The organism is Promicromonospora kroppenstedtii, from assembly GCF_044389675.1.
Lineage (GTDB): Bacteria > Actinomycetota > Actinomycetes > Actinomycetales > Cellulomonadaceae > Promicromonospora > Promicromonospora kroppenstedtii.
In genome coordinates, this window is record NZ_JBIRYI010000001.1 from 534,269 (window position 1) to 558,489 (window position 24,221).

The window sequence follows — 24,221 nt, forward strand, 5'->3', positions numbered from 1 at the left end:
GGGGAGCCGACGGGAGGCACTCGATGACACAGCAGGCGGATGCGGTCCGCGGGGTGGTGGGGCCGGTGGTCGAGGCCGCCGGGCTCTACCTCGAGGAGGTCAGCGCCACGCGGGCGGGCAGCAAGTCCGTGGTCCGCGTCACGGTCGACCTGCCGGACGACGCCGTCGGCAGCCTGGACTCCGACGCCCTCGGCGACGTGTCGCGCGGGATCTCCGCGGCGCTGGACACGGACGATGTCGTCGCCGGTGCGTACACGCTCGAGATCTCCACGCCGGGCACGTCCCGGCCGCTGACCGAGCTGCGTCACTTCAAGCGTGCCCGGACCCGTATGGTCACGCTCAAGCTCACCGACGGCAGCCGCGCCGAGGGCCGGCTGACCGACGTGCTCGACGACGCCGACGGCGCCGTCCTGGTGCTCGACGACGACCGGCGGATCCCCGTCGCGGACGTCACCCGGGGCAAGGTCGAGGTCGAGCTCCGACGGCTCGAGGACGCCCAGGATGCCGAGGATTCGGAACTGGGCGAGAGTGCAGGTGAAGACACCGACGAGGACTCGGACGGTGCTGGTACGGACAACCCGACCGGGTCTCGCCCCGGCCGCAACGAGGAAGGCTGACATGGACATCGACATGACCACGCTCCGGATGCTGGAGCGCGAGAGGGACCTCAGCCTGGACGTCCTCGTCGCGGCCATCGAGCAGGCCCTCCTGTCGGCCTACCACCGCACCCCGGACGCCTACAACCGGGCCCGCGTCGAGGTGGACCGCGCGTCGGGCCACGTGACGGTGTGGGCCCGCGAGGAGCTGCCCGTCGAGGCGGACCCCGAGGACCCGGACGCCCGCCCCGCCGTGGAGCTCGGCCCCGAGTTCGACGACACGCCCCAGGACTTCGGCCGCATCGCCACCGCGACGGCCCGTCAGGTGATCGTGCAGCGCCTGCGGGACGCCGAGGACGACCAGGTGCTCGGCACCTTCCGCGGCAAGGAGGGCGAGGTCCTGGCCGGCGTCATCCAGCAGGGCCGCGACCCGCGCATGGTGCTCGTCGACGTCGGCGGTACCGAGGCCGTGCTTCCGCCGCACGAGCAGGTGCCCACCGAGGAGTACGTGCACGGAGAGCGGCTGCGCGCCTACGTGGTCGAGGTCAGCCGCGGAATGAAGGGCCCCCAGATCACGTTGAGCCGTACGCACCCGAACCTGGTGCGCAAGCTCTTCGAGCTCGAGGTCCCGGAGATCGCGGACGGCTCGGTGGAGATCACCGCCATCGCCCGTGAGGCGGGGCACCGCACCAAGATGGCCGTCCGGTCCCGCGTGTCCGGGCTGAACGCCAAGGGTGCCTGCATCGGCCCGATGGGCGCGCGAGTGCGTGCCGTGATGGCCGAGCTGCACGGCGAGAAGATCGACATCGTCGACCACAGCGACGACCCCGCCTCCTTCGTGGCGAGTGCGCTGTCCCCGGCTCGTGTGTCGTCAGTCACAGTGGTGGACGCCGACGCGCGTGCCGCACGGGCGATCGTCCCCGACTATCAGCTGTCCCTCGCGATCGGCAAGGAAGGGCAGAACGCCCGGCTGGCCGCGAAGCTGACGGGCTGGCGGATCGACATCCGCTCGGACGAGGCGGCGGACGCCGACGCAGGTGGCGCCGCCGCCGACGCGCAGAGCGGTCGGTAACGCCCGGTGGGTCGGCGCGGTAGACTGTCCGAGTCTGGGCCACGCGCCCGTCTTTCGGCACACCCCACACCACCCGTCACGGGCCCGGTGCGTACGTGTGTCGGGTGCCGGGGGCGCGACCAGCGGTCTGCACTCCTGCGTCTGGTGCTGGACTCCGCGATGCATGATGCCGATGTGGCAGAGCCACGACGCATCGTCGTCGACGTCCGCGCCTGTCTGCCGGGTCGCGGTGCCTGGGTTCACCCAGAGCCGCAGTGCCTGGAGCTCGCCGAGCGCCGCAGGGCCGTCCCCCGCGCACTGCGCACCGACGGTCCTCTCGATCTCGGCGAGGTACGAGCACACCTCGGCCGGTGAGGGTGCCGACCGCAAGACCGTTCCGACCGGGCGCGACAGAGCGCCCGGCCGAATCATGAAGTTCGTCGACAAGGAAGCGGGTTTGAAGCCGATGGGCACCCGATGAGTCCCCAGCGATGAGTACGCAGTACTAACGGTGGTCCTCCCTGTCCCGGGACGGACCGAGACAGGAGAGATGTGGCGAAGATCCGCGTTCACGAGCTTGCGAAGCAGCTCGGAGTGGAGAGCAAGACCCTGATGGGCGAGCTGAAGGCCGCGGGCGAGTTCGTCCGCTCGGCGTCCTCGACCCTTGAGGCCCCCGTCGAGCGAGCGATGCGCGACAAGTTCCCCGTCGGCGGCGCCGGCGGCGCGTCCGACAAGGGCGCGGCGGCCAAGCCCGCGCCGAAGCCGGCCGCGAAGCCCGCGGCCCGGAAGCCCGCTGAGGCGACCCCGGCCCCGGCTCCCGCCCCGGCCCCGGCCCCCAAGTCCGAGGCACCCGCGCCTGCGCCCGCCCCGGCCCCGGCCCCCGCACCGGCGGCTCCCGCCCCGGCGCCCGCGGCCGCAGAGACCCCGGCGGCGCCTGCGGCGTCCGCCAAGCCTGCCGGTGCGGCTCCCAAGCCCGGCGCACCCCGTCCGGCTGCCGCGGCTCCCAAGCCCGGTGCCCCGAAGCCGGCCGCCGCGCCCTCCGGCGCGCGCCCGGGTGGTCGTGACGGCGGCCGCGACGGTGGCCGTGGTGGCCGTCCGGGGGGCGGTAACCCGCGTCCGGGCAACAACCCCTTCGCGACCAGCCAGGGCATGCCCCGGCCCGGTGGCGGTGGCCGTGGTGGCCGTCCGGCGCCCGGCGCCGGCGACCGGTCCGGTGGCGGTAACCCGCGTCCGGGCAACAACCCCTTCGCGACCAGCCAGGGCATGCCCCGTCCGGGGCAGCGTCCCGAGCGGTCCGGCGAGTCGTCCGGCGAGCGCCCGGGCGGTCCCCGTCCTGGTGGCCCGCGTCCCTCGGCGCCCCGTCCCGGTGGCACTGGTGGTCCGCGCCCCAACCCCGGCATGATGCCGGGCAAGACCAACATGCCGCGTCCGGGTGACCGCCCGGCACCGGGTGGCGGCCGCGGTCGCCCCGGTGGTGGCGGTCGTCCGGGTGGTGCCGGTGGTGGCGCCGGTGCCGGTGCCCCGGGTCGTCCCGGTGGCGGCGGTGGCTTCGGTGGCCCGCGTCGCGGTGCCGGTGGTCGCGGTGCGACCCAGGGTGCCTTCGGGCGCGCCGGCGGCAAGCCGGTCCGCGGACGCAAGTCGCGTCGGGCGAAGCGCCAGGAGTTCGAGGCGATGCAGGCGCCGTCGCTCGGCGGCGTGCAGGTTCCTCGCGGCAACGGCACCACGGTCGTCCGGCTGCGCCACGGCGCGTCGCTGAACGACTTCGCCGACAAGATCGACGCGAACCCCGCGGCGCTCGTGACCGTGCTGTTCCACCTGGGCGAGATGGCCACGGCCACGCAGTCCCTGGACGAGGACACGTTCGGCACGCTGGCCCAGGAGCTCGGCTACGTCATCGAGATGGTCTCGGCCGAGGAGGAGGACCGCGAGCTGCTCGGGGCCTTCGACATCGACCTGGAGGCCGAGGAGGCAGGCGAGTCCGACGAGGACCTGGCCGCGCGTCCGCCGGTCGTGACCGTCATGGGTCACGTCGACCACGGTAAGACGAAGCTGCTCGACGCCATCCGCAAGTCGGACGTCGTCGCGGGCGAGCACGGTGGCATCACCCAGCACATCGGTGCCTACCAGATCACGCACGAGCACGAGGGCGTCGAGCGCGCCATCACGTTCATCGACACCCCGGGTCACGAGGCGTTCACCGCCATGCGTGCCCGTGGTGCGCAGGTCACGGACATCGCGATCCTCGTGGTCGCGGCCGACGACGGCGTGATGCCGCAGACGGTCGAGGCCGTGAACCACGCGCAGGCCGCGGGCGTGCCGATCGTCGTCGCCGTCAACAAGATCGACGTCGAGGGTGCCAACCCGGCGAAGGTGCGTCAGCAGCTCACCGAGTACAACCTGGTGGCCGAGGAGTACGGCGGCGACACGATGTTCGTCGACGTCGCGGCCAAGCCGGGGATCGGCATCGACGACCTCGTCGAGGCCGTCCTGCTGACCGCCGACGCGGCTCTCGACCTGCGCGCCAACCCGACCAAGGACGCGCGCGGCGTCGCGATCGAGGCCAACCTCGACAAGGGCCGTGGCCCCGTGGCCACGGTGCTGGTCCAGTCGGGCACGCTGCACGTCGGTGACTCGATCGTCGCCGGTACGGCCCACGGCCGTGTCCGTGCGATGTTCGACGAGCACGGCAACGCGGTGGAGGCGGCTCTGCCGGCCCGTCCGGTGCAGGTGCTCGGTCTGACGAGCGTCCCGAGCGCCGGCGACACGTTCCTCGTGGCGCCGGACGACCGGACCGCACGGCAGATCGCCGAGAAGCGCGAGGCGGCCGAGCGCGCCGCGACGCTGGCCAAGCGTCGCAAGCGGATCAGCCTCGAGGACTTCGACACCGAGCTCAAGAAGGGCAAGGTCGAGAGCCTCAACCTCATCCTCAAGGGTGACGTGTCCGGTGCCGTCGAGGCACTCGAGGACGCGCTGCTCAAGATCGACGTGGGCGACGAGGTCGAGCTGCGCGTCATCCACCGTGGTGTGGGTGCGATCACGCAGAACGACGTCAACCTGGCCACCGTCGACAGCGCCGTGATCATCGGCTTCAACGTGAAGTACGGCGAGCGCGTCGAGGAGCTGGCGGAGCGCGAGGGCGTGGACGTCAAGTTCTACTCGGTCATCTACAAGGCGATCGAGGACGTCGAGGCGGCCCTCAAGGGCATGCTCAAGCCGGAGTACGAGGAGGTCCAGCTCGGGACCGCGGAGATCCGTCAGGTCTTCCGTTCCTCGAAGTTCGGCAACATCGCCGGTTCGGTGGTCCGCTCGGGCGTCATCCGCCGCAACGCCAAGGCGCGCGTGCTGCGCAACGGCACGGTCGTGGGCGACAACCTCTCGATCGAGTCGCTGCGCCGCGAGAAGGACGACGTCACCGAGGTCCGCGAGGGCTTCGAGTGCGGTATCGGTCTCGGGTCGTTCAACGACGTCACCGAGGGCGACACCATCGAGACCTTCGAGATGCGCGAGAAGCCGCGCGACTGACGTTCCTCACCGAGCCGGAGCCCGGTGCACGTGTCAGACCCGATCTCACGTGTCAGACGTACAGGTCACCAGAGTGACCTGTACGTCTGACACCTCCGAGAGCTGCTGACAGGTGCGCCGGGCTCCGGCTCGGTCATCCCGGAAAGGAAGCAGTGATGGTCGACAACCCGCGAGCCCGTAAGCTCGCCGACCGCATCAAGGTGATCGTCGCGCAGATGATCGACACGCGGATCAAGGACCCGCGGCTCGGTTTCGTGACGGTCACGGACGTCCGGGTCACCGGCGACCTGCAGAACGCCTCGGTGTTCTACACGGTCTACGGCTCGGACGAGGACCGGGACGGCACGGCCGCGGCGCTGAAGAGCGCCACGGGCATGATCCGTTCGGAGGTGGGCAAGCAGACCGGTGTGCGCCTGACGCCCACCATCGAGTTCCACCTGGACTCGGTCCCCGAGACGGCGGCCCACCTCGACGCCGCGCTGATCGAGGCGCGCAAGCGGGACGCCGAGCTCGAGGCACTGCGTGCCGGAGCCCGGTACGCGGGCGACGAGGACCCCTACAAGAAGCCGCGCGAGGACGACGAGTCCGAGTGACCTTGGCCCTCACGCTCGCGCGGGTCGGGTGTGCCGTGCGGCACACCCGGCCCGCGCGATACTGGTACCCATGATTTCCCCCTCCCCGCAGGCTCCGGCCCGCCGTCCGACGGCGGCCGACGGGTTCGTCGTGGTCGACAAGCCGCAGGGCTGGACCAGCCACGACGTCGTCGGCCGGATGCGCCGCCTCGCCGGCACCCGCAAGGTCGGCCACGCCGGCACGCTGGACCCGATGGCGACCGGGGTGCTCGTGCTCGGCATCGGCAAGGCGACCCGCCTGCTCACGTACGTCGTGGGCGCGGACAAGGACTACGACGCCACGATCCGGCTGGGCGTGGCCACCGCCACGGACGACGCGGAGGGGTCCGTCGTCGCCGTGGCCGACCCGGGCGCCGTCGGACAGGTGGAGCGGGCCGCGCTGGACGCGGCGGTCGCGGACCTGACCGGCGACATCCTGCAGGTGCCCACGTCCGTGTCCGCGATCAAGGTGGACGGCAAGCGCGCCTACGCGCGCGTCCGGGCGGGGGAGGAGGTCGCGCTCAAGGCGCGGCCTGTCACCGTCTCCCGGTTCGAGGTGCTGGACGTCCGCCGGGCCACGGCGAAGGTGCCGGACGGCGACCTGGCGGACGTGTATGTCGAGGCCGACGACGCGGCCGCCGACCCCGCCGCCGACCCCGCCGCCGAGCCCGGCCTCGCCCCGACCGCCGCTGAACCTGGCGACGGCCCCACCCGGGAGGTGCCCGTGGTCGACGTCGACGTGCGCGTCACCGTCTCGTCCGGCACCTACGTGCGCGCCCTGGCACGTGACCTCGGCGCCGCGCTCGGCACCGGCGGTCACCTCACGGCGCTGCGCCGCACCCGCGTGGGCGGCTACCCGCTGGCGGGGGCCCGCACGTTGGAGGAGCTGGAGGCCCAGGCGGACGCCGACGGCACGCTGGCCACCCTCCCGCTCGCCGACGCCGCCCGCGGCACGTTCCCGGTGCGCGAGCTCGACGAGGTCGAGGTGCGCGCCCTCGGCTACGGCCAGTGGGTCGAGCCGTCCGGGCGGTCCGAGGTCGTGGCGGCTCTCTCTCCGTCGGGCACGCTCGTCGCGCTGCTGGAGGACACGAAGCGCCGCGGCGAGAGCCTGGCCAAGCCCGTCCTGGTGCTCGCCCCCGCGCCCTGACCGGGCGGGCGGGCGCACGACCGCCGAAACACGCCGTAGGCTTTTGGCGACCGGTGCGGGGCGCGGCGCGAGCGGCTCCCGCACCCGCGCCACCCGATTCATGAGGAGCAACCCGCGTGCAGCTGTGGACGGACCTGGAACAGGTTCCCCCGGACTTCGGGCCATCAGTGGTGACGATCGGCAACTTCGACGGCGTCCACCGCGGCCACCAGGCGGTGCTCGGCCGCATCCTCCGGCTCGCCCGGGGCGACGCGGCCAGCGCCGTCGCCGTGACGTTCCACCCGCATCCGGCGGCAGTGCACCGGCCCGAGTCGGCGCCCGAGCTGATCACGGGCCTGGAGGACCGCCTGGCGCTCATGGAGCGCACCGGCCTGGACGCGACCCTGCTGGTCAACTACACGCTCGACTTCGCGGCGCAGACGCCCGAGGAGTTCGTCTCCCGGTACCTCGTGGACGGCCTGCGGGCGCGGACCGTGGTGGTGGGGCACGACGTGCGGTTCGGCAAGCAGAACGCCGGGACGCTCGCCACGATGGTCGAGCTCGGCGGGCAGCACGGGTTCGAGGTCGTCGCCATCGAGGACGTCGGCGACTCGGTGGCCGAGGGTGACGGCCACCAGCGCTGGTCCTCGACCGCCGTGCGGGCGCTGCTCGCGGAGGGCGACGTGGACCAGGCCGCCGACGTCCTCGGCCGCCCGCACCTCGTACGCGGCACCGTGGTGCACGGTGATGCCCGGGGCCGCGAGATGGGCTTCCCGACCGCCAACCTCGGCGACATCACCGGACTGGTGCCCGCCGACGGCGTCTACGCGGGCTGGCTGCGCCGCGGTACGGCCGCGACGTGCGCGAGCCTCGCCGGGCCCGACCACGACCGGGCGGCCGCGTCCGGCGCCGGCCTGGGACAGGAGGAGATCCTGCCCGCCGCGATCTCCGTCGGCACCAACCCCACGTTCGACGGCGTCGAGCGCCGCGTCGAGGCCTACGTGCTCGACCGCACCGACCTCGACCTGTACGACCAGACGGTCGTGCTCGAGTTCGTGGCCCACCTGCGCCCGACGCTGCGGTTCGACGGCATGGAGCCGCTGATCGCCCAGATGAACGACGACGTCGCGCGGGCCCGGAAGATCCTGCGGCCCTGAGGCGCCAACGTGCTCGGTAAACTAAGATTGGATCTTAGTAAGATTCGATCTTAGTTTGGGGTGGCGATGGAGTTTCGCGGACGCGACTCGGACCTGCGCCGGCTCGAAGGGCTCCTGGGCGGCGTCAAGGCGGGCACGGGTGCGTCGCGCGGCAAGGTGCTGATCATGACCGGCCGGCGCCGTGTCGGGAAGTCCCGACTGGCGCAGGAGTTCTGCGACCGCACCGGGCGCGAGTACTTCGTGTTCCAGGCGACGCGAGGGCGCAACGCCATGGCCGAGCGGCGAGAGTTCCTCGCGACGCTCACGCAGTCGAGCCTCCGGGCACCCGAGATCTTCGCGCATCTGAGTCCGCCGGACTGGAACGGAACCCTCCGCGCGCTCGCCGAGTTCCTACCGGACGACCGGCCTGCCGTCGTGGTGCTCGACGAGGTGCCCTGGCTGGTCGAGCAGGACGCCGAGTTCGAGGGGGCGCTGCAGACGGTCTGGGACAAGTACCTGTCGCAGAAGCCCGTGCTGCTGCTCCTGATCGGCAGCGACCTGTCGGTCATGGAGGCGCTCCAGACCTACGGCCGGCCGTTCTTCGGCCGCGCGACCAAGATCGACATCGCACCGCTGAACGTGGCGGACGTCCAGACGATGGCGGACCTGGGCGCCGCGGAGGCGATCGACGCGCACCTGATCACCGGCGGGTTCCCCGAGATCGTGCAGACCTGGGCGCCTGGCCAGCCGCGAGCGGAGTTCCTGCGCGACGCACTCGGTGATCCGCTCTCACCGCTGCTGGTCGCCGGGGAGCTCTCGCTGCTCGGCGAGTTCCCGGAGTCCTCGCGCAGCAGGGCGATCCTCGAAGCGGTGGGTGACGGCGAGCGGACGTTCTCGGCTATCGCCGCCGCTGCCGGGAACTCGGGGTCGCTGCCGGCCGGCACCCTCAACCCGCTGCTCAAGACGCTTGAGGCCAAGCGGATCCTGGAGACCGACCTGCCGCTGTCGACGGCGTCGGACACCAAGAACAAGCGCTACCGCCTCGGAGATCCCTACCTGCGCTTCTGGCTCGCCTTCCTGCGCCGGGCGATCCCGTTCGTGGAACGCGGGCGCGGGGACGTGGCGCTCGACCGGATAGAGCGGTCCTGGACCGCTTGGCGCGGCCGGGCCGTCGAACCGCTCGTGCGCGAGTCGTTGATGCGCATCCTGCTCGACTCGCCCTGGCCTGAGGTCGAAGCCGTCGGCGGCTGGTGGAACCGGCAGAACAACCCCGAGGTGGACCTGGTCGGTGCGGACCGTGCTCCGACGGCACGAAGAGTCGAGTTCATCGGCTCCGTGAAGTGGTACGAGACGGATCGCTTCGGAAGGCACGAGTTCGACGAGCTCGCCCGGGCGCAGGGCGCTGTGCCCGGGACCGACGCCGCCACGCCTCTGGTCGCCGTGGCTCGAAGCGGCTTCGAGGCAGGCCTTCCGCTGGACGCGCACTGGGGCCCGGACGAGATCGTCGCGGCCTGGCGATGAGGTGCTGGTCGGGAGACCTTTCCGCGCCTCGTGCGTTGGGCTGGGCATGACCTACCTCGAGCTGTCCGACCTGGTGGTCGGGTACGGCGGCAACGCCGTCTGCGCACCCGTGAACCTCACCCTGGGGGCGGGCGACATCGTCGCCGTGATCGGCGCCAACGGCACCGGCAAGTCCACCCTCCTGCGCACCGTGCTCGGCCTCCAGGAGCCGCTCTCCGGAAGAGCGAGTGCCTTCGGGCGCCGCGTGGACGAACGGGAGCGGCGGTTCCGCGCGCGCGTCGCGGGCGTGCTGGACGACGACGCGTTCTTTCCCGGCGTGACCGTCCGTGAGCACCTCGTGCTCACCGCCCGCGGGCACGGGGTGCCGGATGCCGGCGCCGTCGTCGACCAGGTGCTCGACCACGTGGGCATCAGACGGCACGGGCGCGCCATGCCGCACACCCTGTCGTCCGGGCAGCGCCGCCGGTTCCTGCTGGCGAGCGCCCTGGTGCGGCCGCGCGACCTGCTCGTGCTCGACGAGCCGGAGCAGCGCCTGGACACCGCGATGCGCGCCCGGCTGGGCGAGACGCTGCGCGCCGAGGCGGACGCCGGCACCGCCGTCCTGTTCGCCACGCACGACGACCGGCTGCTGGCGGCTTCGGGCGCGAGCGCCGTGCACCTGTCCGACGACGACGCCGCGCTCCTGGATCCGGCCGAGGCGCCGGGCGTGCTGGCGGGCTTCCGGTGACCGGCGAGGCGGCGGGCGCCGCGGCCGACGCCGGCCCGGTCGGGACCGAGCCGCTCCCGCGGCTCGTGGGCAGCGACGAGGAGAGCTTCACCGGCGCCGAGCTGCGCCGGCTGACCGCGCGGGTGCGGGCGCACAACCTCCCCGCCGAACCGGGCCGGGTGGCGCTGGACATCGCCGAGGTCGTGATCTCGCTCGCCCTGGTCGTGCTGTACCTGTGGGGCTTCGGGGGCCCGGTGCGGGAGCTGCTCGGCTCCGACGCCACCGCGTTCGGGCTCGGCCCAGGCCTGGTCCAGGCCCTCGTGCTGGCTCTCGCCGTGGTCGGGGGAGCGTCCGTCGCGCTGCGGCTCGGCCCGGCCGGGCTGCCCGCCGCCGGGGTGCGGTGGTGGGTGCCCACCGCCGCCGACCGGACGGGGCTCATCTCGCCGTCGATGGTCCGCTCGGTGCTCGTCGGCATCGGCGCGGGCCTGGTCGTGGGCGGTGCGCCCGCGGCGCTCGCCGGGCTCGCCCCGGCGGGGATCGTCGTGGACGCGGTGCTCGGCGGCGCCGTCGGGCTCCTGGTCGTCGCGGGTGCCGGTGTGCTACAGGTGACCGGCATCGCCTCGGGGAGCTTGCCCGGGCGGGTGCTCGACCTGCTGCTCGCCGCCGTGCCGGTGGCCGGCCTCGGCCTGGCGCTCTGGGCCCCCGCGTGGGCGGCGTGGGCCGTGCCGTGGAGCGTGCCCGCGGTGCTGGCCGCCGTCGGAGTCGTCGCCCTCATCGTCTGGGCGCGGGGCCTGGACCGGCTCCGGGCCGGGGCACTACGCGCCCGTGCCTCGGCCGCGCTGCAGGCCTCGGCCGCCCTGCTCTCCCTCGACGGCGGTGGCGTCAGCCGGGCGCTGGGCACCGGGCCGACGGCGTCGCGCGCCTTCGGCTGGGTGCCCCGTGCGGCGCGCGGTCCGGTGGGCGCCCTGCTCGCCGCCGACGCCAGCCTGCTGCTGCGCTCGCCCGCGTCCCTCGCGGCGCTGCTCGCACTGGCGTGCACCGGGGCCGTCGCCGTGCAGGTGCCCGCGCTCGCCGACGGGATCGGCCTCTGGGCGGTCCTGGCCGGCGTCGGATACGCCGGGGCGCTCGCGGGTGCCGGAGGGCCGCGCGCGGCGGGGGAGAACCCGCGGCTGGACGCCCTCCTGCCGCTCGGTGCGCGGACCACCCGCGCCGTCCGCGCGGTGTGGCCGGTGCTCTCCGCGGGCGTTGTGCTGCTGCTCGTCGCCGTGGTGGGCGGCGTCGGGCCGTGGCTCGGCGTCGCGGCGCCCGCCGCCGTCGTGCTCGGGGCGGCCGCGATCCGCGCGGCGTACCGGGGGCCCGTGCAGTGGGACGTGCCGATGATCGCCACCCCGGCGGGCGCGTTCCCGACCGGGCTGGTGCTGCACCGGATCAAGGGGCCCGACCTGGCGCTGCTGGGCACGATCCCGCTCGCGTGGGCGGTGGTCACGGGCGTGACGCCGGCGCTCGTCGTCGCGCAGGTGCTGGCGGCCGCGACGGCGGTGTGGCGCGCGGCGCGCTGACCGGGCGCCCGGCCGTCGGCGCAGGTCGGCGGCCCGGCGCGGTGCGTTCACCCGCCGAGGTGTACGTGGCTGTGATCCTCGTCACTCCGTGTGTGGTGGAGGACCTTCACCCCAGCGAAGGAGAGACCCATGGTCCAGACCACGCAAGCCCCGCCGCAGGGCGACCCGAACCACAGCCCGCACGAGGCCGTCGACCTCGCGCAGACCCCCACCGGCCGCACGGTCCGGCGGATCGGTCACGGGGGTGTGTTCGTCCCCGCCGACCCGGACGCTCCGCAGGACCCGCAGGACAGCACGGCCACGCTCATGCCGCGCACGGAGGCCGCGGTGCGCCGCGACCTGCGCGAGCAGCGGTTCGACGCGACGACGTCGTTCGACTACCTGCTGCGCGACCTCGCGCGGGACTTCCCGGCCGCGCACCTGCCGGTGGGCGACGACGTGGCCCGCACCCGGGACGCCCTGCTGCGGCTCGGCGCGGGCATGATCGAGGCGCCCGCCGGGGCACCGGCTCCAGGGGCGCCCGCCGCGCCGCCGCGCGACTCGACGATCCCCGGCATCTACACCTACTGGGGCCAGTTCATCGACCACGACATCACGCTCAACACCAATGGCCCGGACGACGGCGCCGGCCCCGGCGGCGACCAGGCGCTCGGCGACATCGTGAGCGAGCCGTTCCGCCCGTTCGAGCCCGACGTGGTGCGGCGCAGCCTGCACAACGGGCGCAACCCGCTGCTCGACCTGGACAGCCTGTACGGGTCCGGTCCCCGGTTCGAGGGCGAGAAGGACCGCGGCACCACACGCAGCGAGGCCGCGTACGTGCCGAACTCGGCCAAGCTGCGGCTCGGCCGCATCGGCACCGAGCCGTTCGGGCCGTTCTCGCTCGTCGCCCCCGGCGACGACCCGCAGCGCGACCTGCCGCGCAGCACCGCCCCGGGCGGCGAGCGGATGCCGCTCATCCCCGACAGCCGCAACGACGAGAACCTGATCGTGGCGCAGTTCCACGTGGCGATGATCCGGTTCCACAACGCCGTCGTGGACTGGGTGGCGCGGTACGAGCCGTGGTGCGCCGTGACCCAGCGCGAGCTGTTCGACCGGGCCCGGGAGCTGGTGCGGTTCCACTACCAGTGGCTCGTCGTCAACGACTACCTGCGCACCCTGACCAAGTCGGGCGTGCTGGACTCCGTCCTGGCGACGGGGCCCACGCTGTTCCGGCCGGCGCGGCGGGTGGCGATGCCGCTGGAGTTCGCGGTCGCGGCGTTCCGGTTCGGGCACTCGATGGTGCGCGGCGCCTACGACTTCAATGTCAACTTCACCGGCAATGGCCCGGGCGGGGTCGCCTCGCTCGACCTGCTGTTCCGGTTCACCGGCAACGGCGGACTGTCCCCGAACCCGGCGAACCCTGCGCCAGCGCTGCCGTCCAACTGGCCCGTCGAGTGGCCGCGGCTGACCGACAAGGGCGACCCCCTGTCGTTCCGCATGGCCCGCAAGATCGACCCGTTCCTTGCGGACGGCCTGGGCCACCTCCTGAACGAGGGCAACGCGGCCTCCGAGCCGATCAAGGCGCTGCTCAAGCAGCTCGCGCAGCGCAACCTGCTGCGTGGCTACATGCTCGCGCTCCCGACGGGGGAGGCCGTGGCCCAGGAGCTGCGGGCCCGCCCGCTCACGCCCGCCCAGCTGCGGCAGAACGCCGCACCCGAGGTCGTGGCCGCGCTCGACGACCTGGACGGCACGCCGCTCTGGTACTACGTGCTCAAGGAGGCCGAGGTCCAGGGCAACGGCAACTTCCTGGGCGAGGTCGGCAGCCGCATCCTGGCGGAGACGTTCGTCTACCTGCTGCGGCTCGACCCCGAGTCGTTCATGCGCCGTCCCGGCGGTGACTGGACGCCTGCGTACGGCGTCCGGTTCGAGGACGGCCGCCTCGTCACGACGATCTCGGACCTCCTGGCGTTCGCGGGGGTCTTCCCGATCGGCCAGGACGAGGAGGGCCCGGTCTTCCGCCGCAACGGCAAGGGCTACGCGGGCCACGACGGCGCGTGAGCCCGCTGCCGTGCTCACGGCAGGGATGTGAGTGGTCGGTAGTTTGTCAGGTGATCGGCACCCCGGGGTGCCGATCAGCTGACAAACTACCGACCACTCACATTTCCAGGCAGCCAGGGAGACGACGGCGGCACGATGACCGAGTGGCATTCGAAGATGACCCGCGAGCTCTTGCCCGGCCGTTCAGCCCATGACCGGTACCGCACTCTCCGGAGGCTGGATCGCATCGGAGTTCCCGGGTTGCTGGCGTCGATTGCCTGGGCCGGGGGTGGTGCCCTCCTTGCTCAGCGCGATGACCTTGTCTACCCGGCATGGGCTGTGTGGGCGTACGGGATTCTTGGTCTCGCAGCGTGGACCGCTGCGGGGTTCTCGCTGGTCGGAGGGCGCCTGGTTCTTCTCTCCATCCAGGGACAACGCGAGGTCGAACATGCGGCTGGCTACACGACGTCGCCCTACGCACCCAACTTCATGATCAGACCGCCAGAGATCGACCACGTCGACGGTGAGTCAGGCCGGATCGTGCGGCTCGCCAGCGAGCCCTGGCTCACCGAGGCGGAGTACGAGGCCCGCATCCGGGCGATCCGCGAAGCCGCGGGTCACGACGGCGCGTGAGCCCCGCCCGTGTCGGACGTACAGGTCACCCGGGTGACCTGTACGTCCGACACGTGGCGGAGGTCTCCGGATCCGCGGGCAGGCGGGGTCGTCAAGCACTGGTAATGTGGTACCGCCGTCAGAACGGCCGCGGATCCAGAGCGCCCCGGTGAATCAAGTCCCGGAGCACCGCGCAACGACACCGAAGGAGAGCCATGCCGCTCGACACTGCCACGAAGCAGCAGATCATTTCCGAGTACGGAACCAAGCCGGGCGACTCGGGTTCGCCGGAGGTGCAGATCGCGCTCCTCACGCAGCGCATCAAGGACCTCACCGAGCACCTGAAGGAGCACAAGCACGACCACCACAGCCGTCGTGGCCTGCTGCTCCTCGTGGGTCAGCGCCGTCGTCTCCAGGGTTACCTCAAGGGGATCGACATCGAGCGCTACCGCGCCCTGGTCGACAAGCTCGGCCTGCGTCGCTGATCATGCTTCCCACCAGCCCGGCCCCCGTCGCGGGGGCCGGGCTGGTCTGGTGAGATGCTGTAGTACGACAACGCAACAGCGCCGCCCGTGACCTCGTCCGGTCCTCGGTAGTGGCTTCCCGAGTCTCCCGCTCCACGCGAGCGGCGGCTCGGTGGGCCTCGATCGATGACCGTCAGGCACGGGGGCGTTCCAAGAGAACACCACAGAGAAGGAGGGCACCCGTGGAGGGTCCCGAGATCCAGTTCGCCGAGGCCGTGATCGACAACGGTCGCTTCGGCACCCGTACCGTCCGGTTCGAGACCGGCCGCCTCGCCAAGCAGGCCGCCGGCTCCGTCGCCGCGTACCTCGACGGCGAGACCATGCTGCTGTCGACCACCGCGGCCGGCAAGCACCCCAAGGACCAGTTCGACTTCTTCCCGCTGACGGTGGACGTCGAGGAGCGGATGTACGCCGCGGGCCGCATCCCCGGCTCGTTCTTCCGCCGTGAGGGCCGTCCCTCGACGGAGGCCATCCTGGCCTGCCGCCTGATCGACCGCCCGCTGCGCCCCCTGTTCGTCAAGGGCCTGCGCAACGAGGTCCAGGTCGTCATCACCGTCATGGCGATCCACCCGGACGACGCCTACGACACGCTGGCGATCAACGCCGCGTCGGCGTCGACCCAGATCTCCAGCCTGCCGTTCGACGGCCCGGTCGGCGCCGTCCGCATCGCGCTGATCGACGGCCAGTGGGTCGCGTTCCCCAAGTACTCCGACAAGGAGCGCGCGGTCTTCGACATGGTCGTGGCCGGCCGTGTCGTCGGTGACGACGTCGCGATCGCCATGATCGAGGCCGAGGCCACCGACGGTGCCTGGAACCTCATCAAGAACGAGGGCGTCGCCGCGCCGACCGAGGAGGTCGTCGCCGAGGGCATCGAGGCGGCCAAGCCGTTCATCAAGGCCCTGTGCGACGCGCAGGCCCAGCTCGCCGGCCAGTCCGCCAAGGAGACGCAGGAGTTCCCGCTCTTCCCGGACTACCAGCCCGACGCCTACGCCGCCGTGGAGGGCGCCGTCTCCGGCACCACCCGCGACGCGCTCACGATCGCCGACAAGCAGCAGCGCGAGAACACGCTCGACGAGATCAAGGCGACCGTCCACGAGCAGCTCGACGGCCAGTTCGAGGGCCGCGAGAAGGAGCTCTCCGCTGCCTTCCGCTCGCTGCAGAAGCAGCTCGTGCGCCAGCGCGTGCTGACCGACGGCGTCCGCATCGACGGCCGTGGCCTCGCGGACATCCGCACCCTCTCGGCCGAGGTCGAGGTGCTGCCCCGCGTGCACGGCTCCGCGATCTTCGAGCGCGGCGAGACCCAGATCCTGGGTGTCACCACGCTGAACATGCTCCGCATGGAGCAGCAGATCGACTCGCTCGGTCCGGAGACGCGCAAGCGCTACATGCACAACTACAACTTCCCGCCGTACTCGACCGGTGAGACGGGCCGCGTGGGCAGCCCGAAGCGCCGCGAGATCGGCCACGGCGCGCTCGCCGAGCGCGCGATCGTGCCGGTCCTGCCGAGCCGCGAGGAGTTCCCCTACGCGATCCGCCAGGTCTCCGAGGCCCTCGGCTCCAACGGCTCGACGTCCATGGGCTCGGTGTGCGCCAGCACGCTGTCGCTGCTCAACGCCGGTGTGCCGCTGCGCGCCCCGGTCGCGGGCATCGCGATGGGCCTCGTGTCCGACACCGTGGAGGGCGAGACCCGCTACGCCGCGATGACGGACATCCTGGGTGCCGAGGACGCCTTCGGCGACATGGACTTCAAGGTCGCCGGCACCAAGGAGTTCGTCACCGCCATCCAGCTCGACACCAAGCTCGACGGCATCCCGGCGTCGGTCCTCGCGGCCGCCCTGGGCCAGGCGCGCGACGCCCGCCTGACGATCCTCGAGGTCCTCGCCGAGGCGATCGACGTCCCCGACGAGATGTCCCCGAACGCCCCGCGCGTCATCACCGTGAAGGTGCCGGTCGACAAGATCGGCGAGGTCATCGGCCCGAAGGGCAAGATGATCAACCAGATCCAGGAGGAGACGGGCGCGGACATCTCCATCGAGGACGACGGCACCGTGTACATCGGTGCCACCGACGGCCCCTCGGCCGAGGCCGCCCGCGCGGCGATCAACGCGATCGCCAACCCGCACGTCCCCGAGGTGGGCGAGCGGTTCGTCGGCACCGTCGTCAAGACGACGTCGTTCGGCGCCTTCATCTCGCTGTCCCCGGGCAAGGACGGTCTGCTGCACATCAGCCAGATCCGCAAGCTCGTGGGCGGCAAGCGCGTCGAGAACGTCGACGACGTGCTGTCCATCGGCCAGAAGGTCCAGGTCGAGATCGGCGAGATCGACCCGCGCGGCAAGCTCTCGCTGGTCGCCGTGACCGACGAGGAGGAGTCGGCCACGTCCGACGCCGCCGAGCCGGCCGCCGAGGCCACCGCGCCCGCGGACGCCTGACATGACGTGGCACCTGCCGCTCGTTCCCACGGGCGAGCCCGGTGCCGAGCTGACCGCCGGGCAGGACGGGGCGACGATTCGTCGCTCCGTCCTGCCCGGCGGTGTCCGTGTGCTCACCGAGAACATGCCGGGCCAGCGCTCGGCAACGATGGGCGCATGGATCGGCGTCGGCTCTCGGGACGAGACCGACGGACATTTCGGCTCGACGCACTTCCTGGAGCACCTGCTCTTCAAGGGCACCGCGCGGCGCTCCGCGATGGACATCGCCGAGGCGTTCGACGCGGTCGGCGGTGAGGCCAACGCGGCCACCGGCAAGGAGCACACCTGCTACTACGCGCGGGTGCTCGACTCCGACCTGCCGATGGCCGTGGACGTCATCGCCGACATGGTCACCTCCGCGCGGCTGGACACCGACGAGCTCGAGACCGAGCGCGGCGTCATCCTCGAAGAGCTGGCGATGAACGACGACGACCCGACCGACGTCGTGCACGAGCAGTTCTCCGCCGTCGTCCTGGGCGACCACGCGCTGGGCCGCCCCATCGGCGGCACGCCGGAGACCATCAACGCAGTGCCGCGCGACGCGGTCTGGGACCACTACCGCTGGAACTACCGGCCCGAGACCCTCGTGATCACGGCGGCCGGCGGCATAGACCACGACAAGCTCGTGCAGCAGGTCACCCAGGCGCTGACCGACGGCGGCTGGGACCTCGACCCGGCCACCGCGCCGCGGGACCGCAGGTCCACCACGGAGGACAGAGCCGGTGTGCCGGAGGCAGGCACCGAGCTGACGATAAAGCGCTCGGTGGAGCAGGCCAACATCATCGTCGGGTCCACAGGCATCTCGGCGACGGACGACCGGCGCTTCGCGCTGTCCGTGCTGAACGCGGTGCTCGGCGGCGGCATGTCGTCGCGACTGTTCCAGGAGATCCGCGAGAAGCGGGGCCTGGCGTACTCGACGTACTCGTTCGCCTCGGCGCACGGCGGGCTCGGCACGTTCGGCCTGTACGCGGGCTGCGCGGCCGCCAAGGCCGACCAGGTCACCGAGCTGCTCGTCGAGGAGCTGGAGAAGCTCGGACAGGACGGCATCACGGAGGCCGAGCTGAAGCGGTCCGTCGGGCAGCTCAGCGGCGGCACGGTGCTCGGGCTGGAGGACTCCGGCTCGCGCATGAGCCGGCTCGGCAAGGCCGAGCTGGTGTACGGCGACCTGCTGTCGCTGGCCGAGTCGCTGGAGCGCATCCAGGCGGTCACCGCGGCTGACGTGCAGGACCTGGCGCAGGACCTCGCGGCGCGGCCGCGCTCGGTGGTCCGCGTGGGCCCGTTCGACAACTGAACCGCGCCGCTGAGTGCTGGGTATTTGTGGTCCCGGGGCCTCCGGGACGACAAATATCCAGCACTCAACGAGGAACTAGGGTGTAGATCGTGAGTGACATCAAGGTGGCCGTGCTCGGTGCGACCGGCCGCATGGGCACACAGGCCTGCGCCGCGGTCGAGGCGGCCGACGGGCTCCGGCTCGTGGCCCGCCTCGGGCGCGGCGACACCGTCTCTGCCGAGACCCTCGCCGGAGCCGACGTCGCCGTGGACTTCACCGTCCCGGCCGTCACCGAGGCCAACGTGCACGCCGTGCTCGACGCCGGCGCGCACGCCGTGGTCGGCACCACCGGGTGGGACGACGCCTCGCGGGCCCGGGTCTCGGCGCACCTCGCCGAGCTCTCGCCCGGGGGCTCGGGCAGCACGGGCGCGCTCGGCGTGCTGATCGCGCCGAACTTCGGCCTCTCGGCGGTGCTGGCGATGACGTTCGCCGCCAAGGCCGCCCGGTACTTCGAGTCTGCCGAGGTCGTCGAGCTGCACCACCCGAACAAGGTGGACGCGCCCTCGGGGACCGCCCGCCACACCGCCGCCGCCATCGCCGGCGCCCGCGCCGAGGCCGGCCGCGGGCCGTCGCCCGACGCGACCGAGACGGGCTGGGAGGCCCGCGGTGCCGACGTCGACGGGGTGCGGGTGCACGCCGTTCGCCTGCGCGGGCTCGTGGCGCACGAGGAGATCCTCTTCGGCAACGAGGGGGAACAGCTCATCATCCGGCAGGACTCGTTCGACCGGGCGTCGTTCATGCCGGGCGTGCTGCTCGCCGTGCGCTCCGTGGTCTCCCGCCCCGGGCTGACCGTCGGCCTCGAGAACGTGCTGGACCTGTCATGAGCGAGCCGGGGTCCGGGCGACCGGTCGAGCGGCCGACGTCGGGCCGCAAGCTGCCGCGAGGGCTGCCCGGGGCCATCGCGGTCACGGCGCTGCTCGCGCTGTACATCTGGCAGATCGCGGGCCGCGGCGTCTCGATGGTGCGCACCGGCGAACCGGTGCTGATCGCCATCGGCCTGGGCGTGCTGGTCATCCCGCTGCTGGTCATCGGGCTGATCGCCAAGGAGTACTGGCTGGCCGCCACCGTGCAGAAGATGGCGGACACCCTGTTCGCCGAGGGCAACCTGCCCGTGGACGATCTGCCGCGCTCACCCGGCGGGCGCATCGACCGGGCCGCCGCCGACGAGGCCTTCGAGCCGTACCGGGTGGCCGTCGAGGCCGCGCCCGAGGACTGGCGCGCCCGGTACCGCCTGGCCTTCGCATACGACGCCGCGGGCGACCGCCGCCGGGCGCGCGAGGCGCTGCGGCACGCGGCCCGGCTGTTCCGCGCCTGACCTCAGGCCGGGTCGGCCGTCAGCGCGGGTTCCTCGCCCGGGTGGGTCGGCACCCAGCGCAGCGACACCAGCACGAGGCCGACGACGAGCAGCGCCGACGTCAGGACGAACGGGTAGGTGCGGTCGATCCCGGACAGCCAGCCGGAGATCCAGCCGAACGGCGCCGCGGCCAGCATGACGCACGTCCGCTGGATCGCCATGACGCGCGAGCGCTCGCCCTCGTCCACGTGCAGCGCCACGAGCGACTCCGAGAGCATGAACAGCATGCCCGCGCCGAAGCTGTCCAGCAGCAGGCACAGGCCGAGGAACGCGTACGTGGACGCCGTCGCGCCGCCGTTCGCCGCCGGGATCGCGACCAGCACGACCTGCCCGGCGAGGTGCACCCCGAACCCCAGCAGCGTCGCGCGCCGCAGGTCGACGGCGGTGGTCAGCAGCGGGATCAGCGTGAAGAAGAAGACCACCGACAGCACCGAGCGGACCATCGGGAAGAACGGCAGCAGCGCGTCCGGCACGCCCAGGTGCTGGCTGGCCACCACCTGCCAGAACGTGCCGTTGACGAGCGTGACCGCTGCGGTCAGCGCGGCCACCGCCAGCGCGAGGAGCGACCCGCGCGAACGCAGCAGCAGCCCGAGCACGCCCCGGTACCCGGCCAGCAGGCTCCACACGCTCTGCCCGCGCGTGGCCGCCATGCGGACGCGGCCCTGCCGGGTCTCGTTGGACCACAGGTAGAGCCAGACGATCTTCACCGACATCACCACCGCGGCGTTGATGTACAGGATGCGGACCGCGGGCTCCAGCCCGAGCTGTGCGACCAGGACGGCGGCCAGCGGCGCGAACAGCGCCGAGCAGTCGGCCGCGACCTTCACCAGGGAGTAGATCCGCGTGATCTTGCCCCGCTCGGCGTCCTCGACCATGAGGCAGTCCCACGAGTTCTGCGTGACCTGCAGCGCGCCGTTGACCAGCGACGCCGCGAGGAAGAACCAGAAGTCCTGCGCGAACGCCCACAGCACGCACGGGATCACCCAGGCGATCACGTCGAACCACGCCGTCGTGGCGCGCCGGCCGAGCCGGTCGGTGATGATCCCGCCGGCCAGCCCGAAGCCGACCTGGGAGATCATGCCGATGGTCGCGAGGAACCCGATCTGCGCGTCGTGCAGGCCCAGGGCCAGCATGAACACCGACGCGTACGGCAGCACGAGGGCCATGGACAGGCCCCACAGCGGCTCGGTCCACACACAGGCGCGGGGGTTGCCGCGGAGCTCGACGAGGGTCCGCCAGAGCGGGTTACGGGCGCGGTTCACGGGGCAAGTGAAGCACCTCCGCGAACCCGGTCGCGCACGCGCCTCGTCCCTCGGGCAGCCGGACTACAGGACCCGTTCCATGCAGACCAGGTCGGCCCGCTCGTCCCACGGGTCGACGACGGCGAAGCCGAGCCCCTCGTAGAGGGCGATCGCGCCCGTGCGCCACCGCCAGACCGACAGCGCGGCCGTGTGCGCGCCGCCGTCGGCCAGGCCCGTCAGCGCGGTGCCGATCAGCCGGGAGGCCATGCCCCGGCCGCGCAGCTCAGGGTCGGTCCAGAGCCGCTTGAGCTCCGCGCGGCCCGCGACGGGCGCGGTGACGACCAGGCAGCCCACCGCGGCGTTCCCGTGCCGGGCGACCAGCACCGTGTCGCCCGCGAACGCCGAGCTCGGGTCCACGATCTCCGCCAGATAGCGCGCGGGCAGTGCGGCGACGTCGTCGACCGGGACGCCCTTCTCGGCCTCGGTCCGCAGGTGGTAGGCCGTCAGCAGCGCGGTGACCCCGTCGCCGGGTGAGTCGGGGTCGAACCGGTGGACGACGACGGACGGGGCATCGGTGGTGCTCAAGGTCTTGCTTCTCCCGGTCTCTGCTTGGTGCCGACGGAGCCTGCGGTTGCGCTCCGGCTCAGTCGGTCAGGCTCGTCCAGCAGTACACGCCCTTGCGCTCGTCCGTGGCCCGCGCGGCGAGCGCCCCGAGGGACAGCAGCGCCGAGACGAGTACCTGCGGGGCGACGGCGGGCGTCGCGTCGCCGGACCACTCGCGGGCTGCCGCGGCCAGGCGCATGGGGCCGGCCGAGGCGAGGTCGTCGACGAGGATCTGCGACACGGTCACCACCCATGGCCCCTCCTCGCCGCCGCTGCCGACCAGCGCGCCGTGCCGCGGGTGCGCCGTGACCTCGGCGTACGGCCGGCCGGAAAGCACGCCGGCGAGCCCGCCGAGCATCACGAACGGGTCCACGGACGGCACCGCGACGGCGTCGAACCGGGGCTGGTCGGTGCGCAGGTCGGGCTCTGACGGCCCTCCGGGCGTGTGGAGCGCCGTCGCCGCCACCTCGTCGGTGGGTGCTGCGAAGTACTCCGTGCGGATCCCCATGCAGTCGATGGTCGCAAGGTCGTGTCACGGGACTGTCACGCGGGCGTGAAACCTTGAGTTCGCCTGCCGAACGCGACCGTTCCGGCCGCGCGCCGCGGCGGCGTCAGATCTGGGCGGACCAGCGGTGCTCGACGACCTCGCGCACCCCGGTGGCCAGGGTGCGGCTGCGGCCGTCCTCGCCGAGGCCGCTGGCCGCGAGGAACTGCGCGCGGGCGGTGTCGTCCACCAGTGCCCAGGTGGTCACGGTGTCGGAGCCGTCGGAGCGCAGCCGGTCGACGGCGGCCGCCAGCAGCCGAGAGCCGTGCCCGCCGCGCTGCGACTCGGGCAGCACCTCGAGCGAGAGCACCTGGCCGGGGGAGACCGCGGCGAACCCCACGACCTTGGGGCCGGCGAGCGCCACCAGCACGGCGAACCCCGGTCCGGGTGGCGACGTGATCGCCGAGGCCCAGCGCTCGCGCATCGCGGGGACGTCGAGCTGGTCGAGCACCCCCTCGCCCAGCACACCCGTGGCGCGCCACGCGGCGACCTGGACGTCGGTCACCGCCGCCTCGTCACCGGCGACGGCTGGGCGGACGGACACATCGGCGGTCTCGCGAAAAAGGGCCACGCTCAACCCTAGCGGCACCCCGCCGGCCGGCGTCGGGTCAGCCCCAGCCGAGGGCGCGGAGGCCGGCAGCCGTGGCGGCCGCCAGGACCACCACCAGGATGAACGGGGCACGCAGGGCCAGTGCGAGGGCTGCGACGGCGAGGGCGGGGACACGGGCGTCGACCACGAGCGTGCGGCCGTCCGCGAAGCCCTGGACCACGACGAGCGACACGAGCAGCGCCACCGTGACGAGGGTCGTGACGCGCGAGACCCGCTCGGAGGCGAGCCACGAGCGCGGGACCAGGTGCCCGCCGAGCTTGAGCGCGAAGCAGGCCAGGGAGGCCACCAGCACGGTGGTCCAGAGGGCGGCGGTGGTCATCGGGCGGGCTCCCGGTCGGTCTCGGGTTCGTCGGCGGGTGTGTCTCCGGCCGGGTCGGACGGCGCCTCGGCAGGCACCGATGCCGGCGCCACCAGCCCGACGACGATCGCCACGGCGGCCGCCGCGAGCACCGGGATGCCGGGCGGGACGAAGGGGATGAGCACGGCCGTGGCCGCCACCGCCAGGCCCGCGACGAGCTGGGCGCGGCGTGGTGCCAGCCGGGGCCAGACCAGTGCGAGGAACGCGGCCGCGGCGGCGGCGTCCAGCCCCCAGGCGCGCGGGTCGCCCAGTGCGTCGCCGGCCAGGGCGCCGAGCAGCACGAACGCGTTCCAGAGCACGTAGACGCCGAGCCCGGTGACCCAGAACCCGATGCGGGACACGGCCGGGTCGGGCTGGGCCACGGCGACCGCCGTCGACTCGTCGATCGTGACCTGCGCGGCCGCGAGCCGGCGCCAGCCGCGCACCTGGAGCAGCGGCGAGACCACGGCGCCGTACAGGGTGTTGCGCAGGCCGAGCAGGGTGGCGGTGGCGATCGCGGCCACGGGTGTGCCCGCGGCGCCGATCACGCCGACCAGCGCGAACTGCGAGCCGCCGGAGAACATGAGCAGGCTCAGCGCCATGGTCGGGCCGAGGCCGACGCCGGCCGCCACGGACAGGGCGCCGAACGAGATGCCGTAGAGGCCGGTGGCCACGGAGACGCTCACGCCCTGGCGGACGGCGGCCCGGGCCGCCGGTTCGGTGGGGAGGACCTTCACGCCGTGAGGCTACGTGG

The 24,221-nt window shown here is 72.8% G+C and carries 23 protein-coding genes; 17 read left to right on the forward strand and 6 right to left on the reverse strand.

Annotated elements, in window-relative coordinates:
• Positions 1-23 precede the first annotated feature (23 nt).
• The 17 genes from ACH47X_RS02385 (at position 24) to ACH47X_RS02465 (ending at position 20,093) form a co-directional block, all read left to right on the forward strand.
• On the forward strand, positions 24-617 hold the full coding sequence (locus ACH47X_RS02385) for a ribosome maturation factor RimP (protein WP_397401024.1): 594 nt from the start codon (positions 24-26) through the stop codon (positions 615-617).
• Position 618: 1 nt separating this feature from the next.
• Positions 619-1,668: a transcription termination factor NusA gene (gene nusA / locus ACH47X_RS02390; RefSeq protein ID WP_020016820.1), complete on the forward strand. Its 1,050-nt coding sequence runs from the start codon at positions 619-621 to the stop codon at positions 1,666-1,668.
• Between the two features lie 87 nt (positions 1,669-1,755).
• The gene (locus ACH47X_RS02395; protein WP_342665890.1) at positions 1,756-2,022 is read left to right on the forward strand and encodes a YlxR family protein; all 267 of its coding nucleotides are present in this window, start codon (positions 1,756-1,758) and stop codon (positions 2,020-2,022) included.
• 177 nt (positions 2,023-2,199) lie between these two features.
• Positions 2,200-5,169, forward strand: coding sequence for a translation initiation factor IF-2 (infB, locus tag ACH47X_RS02400; protein ID WP_397401027.1), 2,970 nt, complete (start codon positions 2,200-2,202; stop codon positions 5,167-5,169).
• 155 nt (positions 5,170-5,324) lie between these two features.
• A complete protein-coding gene (gene rbfA / locus ACH47X_RS02405; protein WP_036959409.1) occupies positions 5,325-5,762 on the forward strand; it encodes a 30S ribosome-binding factor RbfA in 438 nt (145 codons plus the stop codon).
• A 70-nt stretch (positions 5,763-5,832) separates the two neighbouring features.
• Positions 5,833-6,927 (forward strand): tRNA pseudouridine(55) synthase TruB, encoded by a 1,095-nt coding sequence (gene truB / locus ACH47X_RS02410; protein ID WP_397401030.1) that lies wholly within the window; start codon positions 5,833-5,835, stop codon positions 6,925-6,927.
• A gap of 116 nt (positions 6,928-7,043) precedes the next feature.
• A complete protein-coding gene (locus tag ACH47X_RS02415) occupies positions 7,044-8,063 on the forward strand; it encodes a bifunctional riboflavin kinase/FAD synthetase (protein ID WP_397401032.1) in 1,020 nt (339 codons plus the stop codon).
• 66 nt (positions 8,064-8,129) lie between these two features.
• The gene (locus tag ACH47X_RS02420; protein WP_397401034.1) at positions 8,130-9,563 is read left to right on the forward strand and encodes an ATP-binding protein; all 1,434 of its coding nucleotides are present in this window, start codon (positions 8,130-8,132) and stop codon (positions 9,561-9,563) included.
• A gap of 46 nt (positions 9,564-9,609) precedes the next feature.
• Positions 9,610-10,290, forward strand: a complete 681-nt coding sequence (locus tag ACH47X_RS02425) for an ABC transporter ATP-binding protein (RefSeq protein WP_397401036.1) — start codon at positions 9,610-9,612, stop codon at positions 10,288-10,290.
• Positions 10,287-11,828 carry a DUF6297 family protein gene (locus tag ACH47X_RS02430; protein WP_397401038.1) on the forward strand — a complete coding sequence of 514 codons (1,542 nt, stop codon included), beginning with the start codon at positions 10,287-10,289 and terminating at the stop codon, positions 11,826-11,828. Before ACH47X_RS02425 ends, ACH47X_RS02430 begins: the two co-directional genes overlap by 4 nt.
• A gap of 129 nt (positions 11,829-11,957) precedes the next feature.
• A complete protein-coding gene (locus ACH47X_RS02435) occupies positions 11,958-13,865 on the forward strand; it encodes a heme peroxidase family protein (protein ID WP_397401040.1) in 1,908 nt (635 codons plus the stop codon).
• A gap of 468 nt (positions 13,866-14,333) precedes the next feature.
• On the forward strand, positions 14,334-14,477 hold the full coding sequence (locus tag ACH47X_RS02440; protein ID WP_397401042.1) for a hypothetical protein: 144 nt from the start codon (positions 14,334-14,336) through the stop codon (positions 14,475-14,477).
• Positions 14,478-14,671: 194 nt separating this feature from the next.
• Positions 14,672-14,941, forward strand: a complete 270-nt coding sequence (rpsO, locus tag ACH47X_RS02445) for a 30S ribosomal protein S15 (protein ID WP_020016810.1) — start codon at positions 14,672-14,674, stop codon at positions 14,939-14,941.
• 221 nt (positions 14,942-15,162) lie between these two features.
• Positions 15,163-17,409, forward strand: coding sequence for a polyribonucleotide nucleotidyltransferase (locus ACH47X_RS02450; protein ID WP_397401044.1), 2,247 nt, complete (start codon positions 15,163-15,165; stop codon positions 17,407-17,409).
• Between the two features lies 1 nt (position 17,410).
• Positions 17,411-18,739, forward strand: coding sequence for a M16 family metallopeptidase (locus ACH47X_RS02455; RefSeq protein WP_397401046.1), 1,329 nt, complete (start codon positions 17,411-17,413; stop codon positions 18,737-18,739).
• Positions 18,740-18,828: 89 nt separating this feature from the next.
• The gene (gene dapB / locus ACH47X_RS02460; RefSeq protein WP_397401048.1) at positions 18,829-19,602 is read left to right on the forward strand and encodes a 4-hydroxy-tetrahydrodipicolinate reductase; all 774 of its coding nucleotides are present in this window, start codon (positions 18,829-18,831) and stop codon (positions 19,600-19,602) included.
• The gene (locus tag ACH47X_RS02465; protein WP_397401050.1) at positions 19,599-20,093 is read left to right on the forward strand and encodes a hypothetical protein; all 495 of its coding nucleotides are present in this window, start codon (positions 19,599-19,601) and stop codon (positions 20,091-20,093) included. Before dapB ends, ACH47X_RS02465 begins: the two co-directional genes overlap by 4 nt.
• 2 nt (positions 20,094-20,095) lie before the next feature.
• Here ACH47X_RS02465 and ACH47X_RS02470 read toward each other — a convergent pair whose 3' ends face one another.
• The 6 genes from ACH47X_RS02470 to ACH47X_RS02495 form a co-directional block, all read right to left on the reverse strand.
• The gene (locus tag ACH47X_RS02470) at positions 20,096-21,394 is read right to left on the reverse strand and encodes an MFS transporter (protein WP_397401052.1); all 1,299 of its coding nucleotides are present in this window, start codon (positions 21,392-21,394) and stop codon (positions 20,096-20,098) included.
• 63 nt (positions 21,395-21,457) lie between these two features.
• Positions 21,458-21,958: a GNAT family N-acetyltransferase gene (locus ACH47X_RS02475; protein ID WP_397401054.1), complete on the reverse strand. Its 501-nt coding sequence runs from the start codon at positions 21,956-21,958 to the stop codon at positions 21,458-21,460.
• A gap of 58 nt (positions 21,959-22,016) precedes the next feature.
• On the reverse strand, positions 22,017-22,484 hold the full coding sequence (locus ACH47X_RS02480) for a hypothetical protein (protein WP_397401056.1): 468 nt from the start codon (positions 22,482-22,484) through the stop codon (positions 22,017-22,019).
• A 103-nt stretch (positions 22,485-22,587) separates the two neighbouring features.
• Complete coding sequence (locus tag ACH47X_RS02485) at positions 22,588-23,091, reverse strand: GNAT family N-acetyltransferase (protein WP_397401058.1); 504 nt, start codon at positions 23,089-23,091, stop codon at positions 22,588-22,590.
• 37 nt (positions 23,092-23,128) lie between these two features.
• Positions 23,129-23,449, reverse strand: a complete 321-nt coding sequence (locus ACH47X_RS02490; protein ID WP_020016801.1) for an AzlD domain-containing protein — start codon at positions 23,447-23,449, stop codon at positions 23,129-23,131.
• Positions 23,446-24,204 (reverse strand): AzlC family ABC transporter permease, encoded by a 759-nt coding sequence (locus ACH47X_RS02495; RefSeq protein ID WP_397401060.1) that lies wholly within the window; start codon positions 24,202-24,204, stop codon positions 23,446-23,448. Before ACH47X_RS02495 ends, ACH47X_RS02490 begins: the two co-directional genes overlap by 4 nt.
• Between the last annotated feature and the right edge of the window lie 17 nt (positions 24,205-24,221).